An 11,728-nucleotide genomic window follows, 5' to 3' on the forward strand; every position below is an offset into this window, starting at 1 on the left:
CGGGGGCAAAGTGCTTAAAGCAAGATAGATTCGGCAGAAGCAATGTGTGTAAGAGAATCTCTCCCGCAATGTTTCCGTCTGCCCTAGTTCTGGCTAAAGAACGGGAACTGCCTCGGATCCACCGGCGGATGCGGCATCGGCGTGCCCTGGGGTCCACCCTGCGGGCCACCCTGGCCGCCCATCATCTTATCGATGGCGTCCTGAACCTCGCCCTCGAACTTTTTCATGCCCTCGTGCAAACGACGCTGACCGTCCTCAGAGCGCAGCTCCTCCATCTGCTCGGGCGAAATACCCAGCAGCTCACCCAAAATGCCCATCATCTCACCGCGCATACGGTCACTCGTATCGTCGTCGGCAAAGCGACGCACCTCGGCGCGCGCCAGCGAATCAACCGTCATGCGCTCCTTGCCGTTGAGCCCCAGATCGGACCACGCAAGCATGTACGGCCAGGCGCGCTCGGCAAACGAACGGGCAGAGACGATCGGCACCGTCGGCAGCATGCGGCGGGCGGCCTCGCCCTGACGCACGAGCATCAGCAGCAGCGAGCAGGCCTCAGGCTTGCCAGCGGCCATCGGGATGTCGTCGAAAGATCGATTGCGGTCCACGTGCGACTCGAGCGCACCATCGACCTCACCCGGCTCGAGCCCGCCGAGCAGCTGTGCCGCGCGGTCGAGCATATCGACCGGACCGTCGAGCGTCGAGAGCGCCTGCGCCAGCACTCGCTCCATACAATCTTCCACCGCGTTGAGCGTCACGAGCTCTTGGGGCACCACGGCAGACGTGCGGTTGCGCACGCGCGCCACAAACTCAAGCGTCGACAGGTACACATCGCCAAAGGGCGCGTAATCGCCCTGGTAGCCGCCGCAAAGCGCCGGCGCCGCCAGCGCGTACTCGGTTTTGGACAGCGGACTCAACGCCATCGCACCCAGCTCGAGCGCCGTGTCCTCCAGCATGAGGCCCAGCGTGCGAGAGCGCAGGCGCTCGGCGTCGCCCGCCGACACATCGCGGTCGAGCACGCGCGCGGCATCCGGCGCATCGCGCTCAACCGTGCGAATATGCAGGCGCTCGGCAATGGCGCGAACGGCGGCACAGCGAGCAGCCTCGGCCTCCTCCTGCGCCGGCGTAAAGATGCGGTTGCGCCCCAGCACCAGGCCAATCACATTACGTGGGCCCAGAGCGTCGACGGCCAGCGCCGCCAGCAGGGACGACGGCAAGTCGCCCTCGAGTGCCACCACGGCGCGCGACGCACCGTGGGCCCGGGCGTTGTCGCGCACGGCGAGCACCAGCGCCTGCCACAGCCACTCCTCGGAACGGAACTCGGGCAGTTCGTGATCTTCCAGGGCATCGAGCATCACGCCGCGCTGAATCTCCTGAACCAGCAGGCTCTCCTCAAAACACGGCGCTTGGGCCACCACGCGACCGCAGTCGTCGAGCACAAACGAACCGCCGGTATACACCGACTCGTCATAGGCACCGACCGGCGCCATACAGGCAAACCACACGCTGCGCTTGGATGCGATCTTGCGGTAGGCGCCGCTGCGAACGGCGGCAATGGCGGCAGTCTCGCGGTCGGTCATGTCAAACGCATTGAATTGGAAATACGCAATGAGGTCAACACCGGTCGGCAACATCTCGAGTTCGCGGTCCAAGTCAAAAATCACGGCGATGCGCACGCCGTCCACGTCGAACACCGGCGGCGCCCAACGCGTGTCGTTGTTCTCGCCACGCTGCAGGGCAATGCTCGAACGCGCCGGCACCACATGACCGTCCTTGAGCATCATGTAGTCGAGCAGCGGCTGACCCTCAAACGAAACCGCCGCGGGCACGATGCAGATCATGTCAAGCTCCTGGATGCGCTCGGCGACACCAGTCAAGCCGGCAAGCATGTCGTGCTCAAAGTCGGCAGCGCCCACCAGGCCACCGGGCATGGCGCCCATAAAGAGCGGAGCCGGAACGCACAGCACGCGCGCCCCGCGCTCGTGGGCCAGACGAGCCTGGTCCTCGATGCGGCCGCAAATGCCCTCAATATCACCCAGGCGCATATCGATCTGTGCAAGCGCGAGCTTCATGGCTCAGCCCTTTCCGTCGTAAACCATCGAAATCGTAGTAAAAGCGCCGGCCGCATGATGCAGTCGGCGCTCGCATGTGCATATGCTAGCTATGATACCCCGAGCGGGGGCGCGCTCCTAGAACGTCGCGGACCACAGCCCGTGCAGGTTGCAGTAGGCATAGACGGTACCGGTCTTGGAACCGCCGGCAAAAAACGTCGCGGGCTTCATGCCGGGCTCAAGGTAATGGACCTCTAAGCGGCCCTCGGCCTCAAGGGCGATCCACTCAATATAGTGCTCGGGCAGGCTGGGGTGCTCGACCGAGCCAACGCGTGCGCGAATCACGTGACCGTCGCGCTCGGTCTCGACAACAGGCACGTGCTTCTCGTGCGCCGCGTCCTCAGTGTTTGCGGTCAGTTCCGTGCAACCGGCAGGGGTTGCAACGTCGTTGCCAAGGGCGGCAATGAGCTTACCGTCGGGGTCCTTAAAGAATTTCGCCATGATGTTCTCCTTTGCTGACGTGCCAATGTTCTTGATGGTTCTTATGCCCAAAGGCAGACAAACCATCCACGGCATTGCAAATGAACACATAACGGGCGGGGACGATGGGGCAGCGTGCGCTATCCGCCCTGGCGGCCCCACCCGAGCGGGTTAGCGCCCGTCGCCGCCCAGCAGCGCCAGAACATCTTCGCGGGTAAACAGCGCCGACGAGATGCCGTCGCCGCCGAGCACGCTGTTGACCAGGTCGCGCTTGGACTCCTGCATCTGCATAATGCGCTCCTCGATCGTGTCCTTGGCGATGAGCTTGTACACGGTCACGGTATGTTGCTGGCCAATACGGTGCGCGCGGTCGGTCGCCTGGTCCTGCGCCGCCACGTTCCACCACGGGTCGTAGTGGATGACCACGTCGGCCGCCGTCAGGTTAAGGCCCACGCCGCCCGCCTTGAGCGAAATCAAAAAGACCGGAACCTCGCCCGCTTGGAACTGCGCGACCATCTTGGCGCGGCTCTCCTTAGACGAAGCGCCCGTGAGCTTAAGGAAGGCGATGTCCTCCTTGGCCAAGCGCTTACCGATGATATCGAGCATACCTGTAAACTGGCTGAACAACAGGATGCGATGCCCGCCGTCGAGTGCGCCGTGCACGAGCTCCATACACGTATCGAGCTTGGCGCTCCCCGCCTTGTAATCCTCGTAGTGTAGACGCGGGTCGCAGCAGATCTGGCGCAGCTTGGTGAGCTCGGCGAGCACCTTGAGCTTGTCCTTCTTAAACTCCCCAGCCTCGCGGTGCTGCACCTGCTGGGCGATGCGGTCCTGGTTGGCCAGGTAGAGCTTGCGTTGCTCGCCGGTAAGCTGTGCCATGACGGTGTCCTCGATCTTCTCGGGCAGGTCGGCCACCACGTCTTCCTTAACACGGCGCAGCACAAACGGCGACACGAGCGCCTGCAGGCGAGCGGCGCTATCGCCCTCGGCATGCTCGACGGGGCTCTCAAAGCGCTTGGCAAACGACTCGCGCGTCCCCAAAAGGCCCGGCATCAAAAAGTCGAAGATGCTCCAAAGCTCGGACAAGCGGTTTTCGATGGGCGTGCCCGTCAGGGCAAAGCGCACGCCGGCAGGCAGGCGCTTTGCGGCGCGCGCCACCTGCGTGAGCGGGTTTTTAATGTACTGGGCCTCATCGAGCACCACGCGGGCAAAATCCTGCTCGACGTACTCGTCGATATCGCGCCGCATAAGATCATACGACGTCACAACCACGCTATGCTCGGCCACGCCGGCAATCTGTACACGACGTTGAGCTTTGGCGCCCACGATGGCGCACACATCGAGCGACGGGGCAAAGCGCTCCAGCTCGGCGGTCCAGTTGTACACGAGTGAGGCCGGGCATACCACGAGCGTGGGCTTGGTGTCCCCCGCCTCCACGCGCGCCAGAATATGCGCAATCATCTGGAGCGTTTTGCCCAGGCCCATGTCGTCGGCCAAGATGCCGCCAAGGCCCAGGTGTTCGAGCGAGCCGAGCCACTGGTATCCGTCGACCTGGTAGCCGCGCATCGTTGCCTTGAGCGAGGCGGGTACCGTAAAGTCCATCTTGCCGAGCGTGTCCAGGCGCTCGACGGTGCGGCGGAACGCGGCGTCGCGATCGGCCTCGAGCGCCGGCGTGCGCGCGAGCATGCTATCGACAAAAAGGGTGCTCGACGCGGGAAGCGACACGCCGTCGAGCAGGTCGACGGCATCGACACCCAGATCTTCGGCAAGGCCAAACGCGGCGCGCGCTCCCTCATCCAGGCGCACGATGTCGCCGGACGTCAGGCGCGCAAACGTCTGGTGGCGCTTGTACGAATCGAGATAGACGGCAAGGTCCGCGGCCGAAAGCCCGCTCGCGCCCAGCTCGACGTCGAGCAGGTTACTCTTGACGGTCGCACGCACCGAAAGCTTGGGCGCAGGGCGGACCGAGACCTGGCGCAGACGGTCACTGAGCATGACCTCACCCAGCTCGGACAGGGCGGACAGACCCTCGGTCAGCAGACAGAACAGGCTCTCATCATCGCGCTCCTCAAACGCCAGACCGCCCTTGTAGAAATCGAAGTACAGGGCCGCTGTATCCATAACGCGAAACTCCGCCACCTCGTCGCGGGGTGGCACACCGGGGCGCTGCTCTTCGAAGGGGCTGCCCGGAGCGCCCAGGCTAAAGAGATCCGCCGACCAATCGCCGTAGGTAACCGTAATTATGCAGGTCACGAGCCCATCGTCGACACCGATCGCCATAGCAAAGCTCGGCTCGGGTGCCACGGTATCGAGCGCGGCGGGCGCGGTGAGGTCGGTGTAGTCGCGCAAAATGGGCAGCGCCATACGGCAGAACTCACCCACCTGCTCGGCGGCAATATGGGCGGGCGTGCGGCACGGCAGCAAGCGCGACAAAAAAGGTGCGGCATGCTGAGCAAATGCAGCGTCGGTACGGCGCGCGCGGCGCGTGTCAACCAAGTAGGCGGCATCGCCCGACGCAAAGCAGTACATATCGGCGGGCAGGCGCAGGTCATAGCTACCACCAGCCGCCGGCGCGATTTTGGCGGCAAGCAGCGGTGGGCGCTTAGCGGATGCCTCGTCCTCCCCTTGCGGAGACAGCTCAACCGCCACGTCGTAGGTGCGATGCGTCGTCATCCCCCGCGACCAGGCGGGCTCAAAGGAGATGGTCTGGCCGCGCAGTAGGTCCAGCACATATACGATGCTATGCTCGGACAGCGGCAACTGACGCTCGGCAACAAAACCGCTGCGGGCAAAGTCGTACGACGCCGAACGCGAGCTTGTGATGTCATCGAGATAGGCAACTGTCGTCACAACAAGGTTGAGCAGCTTTGCCGATGTTTCGTCAAAGGCCTCAGGTGAATGGACAAACGTGAGCTTCTTGCCATAGGAGAACGTGCCGCCGCGCACGTAGGCATCGGCCATGCCGTCGATGTCCTTGACCACGTAGGAGACCGATCCACAGCGAATGCGGAACTCGAGCGCCCAGCTAAAGCGGTCAGCGAACAGCGGATTGTAGTACGGCACCAACGAGGGCTCCAATGCCGCTTTGGGGGCGTCGGGATCAACGGCACCGGCAAGCTTGCGGCGCATGCTCGCCAGCTCATCCATGCGCGCGTCCGAAAGATCGGAGAGCGCCGCCACAAGGCTCGGGCTCGTGGGGACGGGCGCCGGAAAGGGAAAGTTGGGGTTGACGGCCGGCGCTTTGGGTGCGGTGCGCGCGGGCTGTTTCGACTGCGCCGTAAACGTGCGAACCGGCGTGCGCAAACCTTCGACGGGCTCGGCGCCGCTGGCATCCAAATACGCCAGAGCCGTGGCAATAGCGTGCTTGCACATACCGGGGTAACGATAGGCGGCGGGGCAATCGCAGTCGTAGTCGATCACCTCGTGCTCGTCCATGTCGAGCGCCACGTGCGTCTTGTACAGGTCGCCACGCGAACCGCGCACCGAGCCCTCGACCGTCACGTTTTTGGAGAAGCGCGAGCCGCTGTCCTCGATCGACAGCACGGCGCCGTTGAGCATGAGCGAACGCCCCTTCATAAAGGTGCCGCTCAACGCCGCCTCTTTGCGAAGCGCCTGCACAAACGTCCCCTGCGCCATCACTTCCTCCAATCTCACCCGGGGTAGCTTAGATCACCGTCACGCGACCCTGGTTACCCACAATGGCCTTGGCCTCGGCCAGCAGCGGAATCGAGCGCGCGTTGACCTTGGCAGGCACCTCGGCGCGCAGCACGCGCCCGTCCACCTGCTCGATAAAGATCTCCACGCGGTCGCCGCCCGGGTTAGCGGTGAGCACCGTGGCAAGACGCGCCATATTGCCCTGGCTAAAGCGGCTGTTGGGCACCATGACCTCAAACACCTTGGGCTTGTTGTTCTCCTCGTTGAGCTCCAGCGGCACAATCTCCTGCGCGATGATCTGGTCGCCGCGGTCCGAGCGCTCGAGCTTGCCCTTGATGCGCACAAAGGCGTCGGACAGCTGCGCGCCGGTCTCGGGATCGACCTCGCCGTACAGATACCCCTCGGCCTCCTTGTAGGTCTTGGGGAACACCACGACCGTGGCCTCGCCTTCCATGTCCTCGAGCTGCACGATGCCCATGGGGTCACCGTTTTTGGTCACGCGCTTGGACACGCTCGAGACCATGCCGGCCCACCACAGCGCCTTGCCCTCGGGAATCTCCTGGTTGATGGTGCCGCCCGTAGGATTCTGAACTTCGTAGCCGGTATCGATCTGCGAGAACGAGAAGTCGCGCGCCTTGGCTAGTGCATACTCAAACGGGCGCAGCGGGTGGTCCGAGACATAGATGCCCAGAACCTCCTTCTCCTGGCTCAGCTTAAGGTGGCGGTCCCACTCCTGGCCGTCCGGATCGGGCACGCTCACCTCAAAGCCCGAGCCCTCAACGTCGCCAAACATGTCGAAGAACGAGGTCTGGCCGCTCGCGCGGTCCTTCTGGCGCTTTATCGCGGCGTCGATGATGTTCTCGGGGTTGTTCTTGTCCACAAAGTGCATCATCTGACGACGCGGATACCCCGTGGAGTCGAAGGCGCCTGCCTTGATCAGCGATTCGATTACGCGACGGTTGGCCTGGCTCGAGTCCACGCGCTCGACAAAGTCGTGCAGTGTCTTAAACGGACCGCCCGCCTCGCGCTCGGCGATAATCGCCTGCGCCACGCCGGTGCCCACGCCGCGGATGCCGGCCAGACCAAAGCGCACGCCCTCCTTGGTAGCCGTGAACTCGGTGCCGGACTCGTTGACATCTGGCGACAGCACGGGGATGCCGTCGTGACGGCACGCCGAGACGTAGTGCACGATCTTGTCGGTCTTGCCCGTATAGGACGTCAGAACGGCCGCCATGTACTCGTGCGGATAGTGCGCCTTGAGCCACGCCGTCTGCATAACCAGGATGGCGTAGCCGGCGGAGTGCGACTTGTTGAAGGCGTAGGATGCGAACTCGAGAACATCGTCCCAAATCTTCTGGGCGACCTCGCGCGTGTAGTTGTTCTTGATAGCGCCGTTCATCCAGTGGTCGTAGGTGGTCTCGTCCGATCCATCCTCCCAGTGCAGCACCGTCGACGTGAGCAGCTTGATCTTTTTCTTAGCCACGGGCTTACGGATACGCGAGTCCGATTCGCCCTTGGAGAAGCCGCACATCTCGACGGAGATGAGCATAACCTGTTCCTGGTAGACCATGGTGCCGTAGGTTTCGCCCAGGATGTCGTCCAGGCGGTCGTCGTAGGAGACGGCCGGCTCCTTGCCGTTCATACGGTTGATGTAGGACGAAACCATGCCGGCGCCCAGCGGGCCCGGGCGGTACAGGGCGATCAATGCCACGACGTGCTTGTACTCGGTGGGCTTCATGTTCTTGATCGTGGCCGTCATGCCGGCGGACTCGACCTGGAAGACGCCGGCGGTATGGCCGGAGCCCATGAGCTTAAAGATCTCGGGGTCGTCAAAGGGGATCTCTTCCTCTTTGATGTCGATGCCGAAGTTCTTTTTGATGTTTGCCTTGGCCTTGGAGATAACCGTCAGCGTGCGCAGGCCCAAGAAGTCCATCTTGAGCAGGCCCATGTCGGCAACGGTATGACCTTCGTACTGGGTAATCTCGACGCCGCCCTTGGTGTCGAGCTTGGTGGGCACGTGCTCGTTGACGGGGTCGCGGCAGATCAGAACGGCGCACGCGTGCACACCCTCGCCACGGGTAAGGCCCTCAATCGAGAGCGCCGTGTCGATGATGCGGCGGGCGTCGTCGTCCTTTTTATAGGCCTCGGCAAAATCGGGGTTAAACAGGTCCTCTTTGCCGGGTTGCTTTTCGAGCACCTGCTTGAGCTTGACCTTGGGGTCGCTCGAGACCATCTTGGACAGACGCTGGCCCATGTAGACCGGGTAGTCCAGGACGCGCGCAGCGTCGTTGATGGCCTGCTTGGCCTTAATGGTCGAGTAGGTGATGACGTGGGTGACCTTCTCGGGGCCGTAGAGCTGGCGAACGTGCTCCACGACCTCGAGGCGCCGCTCATCGTCGAAGTCCATATCGATATCGGGCATCTCGGTACGCTGCGGGGACAGGAACCTCTCGAACATCAGACCGTTCTCGAGCGGGTCGAACGCGGTGATGTTCATGGCGTAGGCGACGATAGCGCCGGCGGCCGAGCCACGGCCGGGGCCGACGCCGATGCCGTTGTCCTTGGCCCATTGCACGTACTCGGCAACGATCAAGAAGTAGGCGGCAAAGCCCTTGTCGCAGATGACTTTGTATTCGTACTCAAAGCGCTCTTTGATGTTGACGCCACCAATCTCGCGCGTGGCCCAGTCGTCGCCGTAGTGCTGGCGCAGGCCCTTCTCGCACTCGCGGCGGAACTGGCTCTCGTGCGTCTCGCCGGGATCGAGCAGCGGGAAGCGCGGCAGGATGATGGAGTCCCAGTCCAGCTCAACGTAGCACTTGTCGGCGATCTCGAGCGTGTTGTCGCAGGCCTCGGGGCAATACGGGAACATCGCCCGCATCTCCTCCTCGGTCTTCATGTAAAACTCCGAGCCAGTCATGCGCATGCGGTTGGGGTCGTCGACCTTGGCGTTCATGCCGATGCACATGATGACGTCCTGCACGGGAGCGTCCTCGCGGCGCAGGTAGTGGAAGTCGTTGGTGGCGATGACCTTGACGCCTACCTGCTTGGCGATGTCGATGAGCGTGCGGTCCATCTGCTCATCGGTCAGGCCGTTGTCGGTGGTGATGCCGTGTTCCTGGATCTCGATATAAAAGTCGCCAGGTTCGAAGGTATCACGGAAGGTCTCGGCCCACTTGATGGCGCCCTCCATGTCACCGCGGTCGATGTATTTGGGAATGATGCCCGCGATGCAGGCGCTGGTGCAGATCATGCCCTTGGCGTGGCGGCGCAGGTTGTCGAGCGTCACGCGGGGCTTGTAGTAAAAGCCCTGCACGGCTGCCTCGGAGACCGTCTGCATCAGGTTGACGTAGCCCTCCTGGTCCTTGGCCAGAAGGATCATGTGGTAGAGCTCAGGCTTATGGTCGCGGGCAAGGGTCTCGTCCGGCGTAAAGTAGACCTCGCAGCCAAAGATGGGCTTGATGACCAGGGGCGGCTTGAGCTCGTCGATGTTGCCCTTCTCGTCCCACATGGCCATGTCCTTCACATACTGGGCATGCTCGCGCGGGTTTTCCTCGGGATCGGGCTCCACCAGCTCGTCGCGGCGATCCTTTTCCAAGAAGGCCTTGTCGTGGCTCCAGGTTTTGTACTCGGGCGTGTTGTGGTTGACGGCGTCGCAGGCCAGCGCCAGGTCGGGCACGCCATACATGTAGCCGTGGTCGGTAATGGCGACGGCGGGCATGCCCAGCTCTACGGCACGGTTGACCATATCCTGGATACGGGTTGCGCCGTCGAGCATGGAGAAAACGGTGTGGTTGTGCAGATGGACGAATGCCATGTGATGAGCTCCGATGCGGGTTCGTGTTCTGACTGAACGATTTTACCGCACGGCGCGGATAGCACCCGAACCTAGCCAAACCCACACGGGCAGTCTTTTTGGGACCTTCAAAAAGGGGAATGAGGGCATCCAGATATATCGAGTATTACTGGGACCCCGGCGATGCGCGGAATGATTTGTGACGAATAGTCATGTCCATCAAGAAGGCTCGACGCTTCGGATAGCTCGTCAATCGATATATCAATTCTTGGAGACCTGTATTCCAACCATTTTTAATGAAACAACGGCGGTAATTGCTATCGCGATTGCACCAATAATACCGAGCGCTATCTGAATGGGATATAACCCCAACACATGTCCAAATATGGAGAAAAACACTGCAGAAAAGAGAGCCCTTACCAGAGACGCGACGGAAAGGATCGTCGCGCGGAGATCGTCCGCTATAGCGTCTTGGATTAAGTTTTCCGAAGTGATGTACACCACTTCTGGGAGAAAACAAAGCACCATGCTAAGGCCAAACAAACACAGCGGATTTGAAGCGAACCACGGAAGAATCATGAAAAGGCCAGCCTCGATTAGCATCGAGCCGAGCATGGTATTTCTTTTCCCGAAACGCAATGAGAAGAAATCTGCTGCAATGTAGGCCGTCGCATTTACTGCATAGGATGCCCCGAAAAAGATTCCTATTATGGAGACGGGAGCATCAAATGCGTCGAATACCAACTGATTCAAGTTGTAATAACTCCCATAGAATCCATCGAGCATGCTTGTGCCGATTAGAAGAAGCAACACCGCAAAAGCGGATTCTCCAATGCACCAGGTTTCGCGTCTGAAGATCTTGGCTACGTCAAACCTTCCCTTTTCAGAGCTTTCAGAACGGGTCGCTTCCGTCCTCTCAATGGGATACAGAAGGAAAAGCTGCAGGAGATAGAAAACGGAGACACATACGTAGAGGGCGCTCCAAGATACTTGGGCAATGAAAGATCCGAGCACAATTGCCATTCCCGTAGCGATTGATTGTGCGGCAAGCAGCCGAGCATTGATGGTGAGGAAGCGCTCTCCTTGACCGGCATTCCGGGCAATTTCATATAAAAGTGCTTGTTCGGATCCCGATTGAAGGGAGTAGGCGAGTGCCTCAACAAGGGAAAGCACGACAAGAAAGGGGCCTGAGAGCAACAGCATGCCAGCCGTATGGAAGAAAAGCAGCAGCACGCCCACTTGAATCGAAAACTTCTTTCCAAAGAAATCGCCTATCAGCCCTGTTGGCAGCTCGAGGACGACCGTTGCAATGTTAAACAGGGCTTGATAAAGCGCGATTTCCGTGACAGGCATTCCTTTCTCCGCAAGGAAAAGTAGAAACACTCCCCGATTTAAAACAAATCCCGCGAGAACGAAAAAGGCGGAATAGATGTGCAGTTGCGTAGCGGCATTCTTATTCATTTGGCACTTCCAACAACATTTTTTGTCGGGCTGTTCGCTACTGACTCGAAACCCGAAGCGTTCACGGTTTCCGATGAAGAGTCACCTTACCTTTTGCGGTATGGGCGCTTCTCGTACTTATAGCCGTTGAGCTTGTTGCGGCTGGGACACTTGCCCGTGGCGTTCTCGATATCCTGCATGATGGACCCCGCCAGAGCGTCAAAAAGCTCCTCCGGCGTCACCTTAAGCGTTTTGGTGAGCTGCATGATGGCCCCTTATTCGTTTGAACCGTTCGGGCCATTGTACCGCCCCA

The 11,728-nt window shown here is 61.0% G+C and carries 6 protein-coding genes; all 6 read right to left on the minus strand.

Translation table 11 applies throughout. The features are described from left to right. Positions 1-83: 83 nt before the first annotated feature. Positions 84-2,069 (minus strand): hypothetical protein, encoded by a 1,986-nt coding sequence (locus tag CHY22_RS02250; RefSeq protein WP_089572161.1) that lies wholly within the window; start codon positions 2,067-2,069, stop codon positions 84-86. 117 nt (positions 2,070-2,186) lie between these two features. Next, complete coding sequence (locus tag CHY22_RS02255; protein WP_089572163.1) at positions 2,187-2,549, minus strand: desulfoferrodoxin family protein; 363 nt, start codon at positions 2,547-2,549, stop codon at positions 2,187-2,189. A gap of 150 nt (positions 2,550-2,699) precedes the next feature. Beyond that, on the minus strand, positions 2,700-6,164 hold the full coding sequence (locus CHY22_RS02260) for an SNF2-related protein (protein WP_089572164.1): 3,465 nt from the start codon (positions 6,162-6,164) through the stop codon (positions 2,700-2,702). Between the two features lie 28 nt (positions 6,165-6,192). Then, entirely contained in the window at positions 6,193-9,996 is a 3,804-nt protein-coding gene (gene dnaE / locus CHY22_RS02265) for a DNA polymerase III subunit alpha (protein WP_089572165.1), read from the minus strand. Positions 9,997-10,236: 240 nt separating this feature from the next. Continuing rightward, the gene (locus CHY22_RS02270; RefSeq protein ID WP_089572167.1) at positions 10,237-11,436 is read right to left on the minus strand and encodes an MFS transporter; all 1,200 of its coding nucleotides are present in this window, start codon (positions 11,434-11,436) and stop codon (positions 10,237-10,239) included. Between the two features lie 86 nt (positions 11,437-11,522). Continuing rightward, positions 11,523-11,681: a DUF3284 domain-containing protein gene (locus tag CHY22_RS02275; protein WP_089572169.1), complete on the minus strand. Its 159-nt coding sequence runs from the start codon at positions 11,679-11,681 to the stop codon at positions 11,523-11,525. Positions 11,682-11,728 lie beyond the last annotated feature (47 nt).

Origin of the sequence: Collinsella sp. TF06-26, from assembly GCF_002232035.1 — a bacterium.
Taxonomy (GTDB): domain Bacteria; phylum Actinomycetota; class Coriobacteriia; order Coriobacteriales; family Coriobacteriaceae; genus Collinsella.

Coding starts and splice junctions, on each gene's coding strand:
- CHY22_RS02255 (WP_089572163.1), bottom strand. CDS start 2,549: ATGGCGAAATTCTTTAAGGACCCCGACGGTAAGCTCATTGCCGCCCTT.
- CHY22_RS02270 (WP_089572167.1), bottom strand. CDS start 11,436: ATGAATAAGAATGCCGCTACGCAACTGCACATCTATTCCGCCTTTTTC.
- dnaE (WP_089572165.1), bottom strand. CDS start 9,996: ATGGCATTCGTCCATCTGCACAACCACACCGTTTTCTCCATGCTCGAC.
- CHY22_RS02260 (WP_089572164.1), bottom strand. CDS start 6,164: ATGGCGCAGGGGACGTTTGTGCAGGCGCTTCGCAAAGAGGCGGCGTTG.
- CHY22_RS02275 (WP_089572169.1), bottom strand. CDS start 11,681: ATGCAGCTCACCAAAACGCTTAAGGTGACGCCGGAGGAGCTTTTTGAC.
- CHY22_RS02250 (WP_089572161.1), bottom strand. CDS start 2,069: ATGAAGCTCGCGCTTGCACAGATCGATATGCGCCTGGGTGATATTGAG.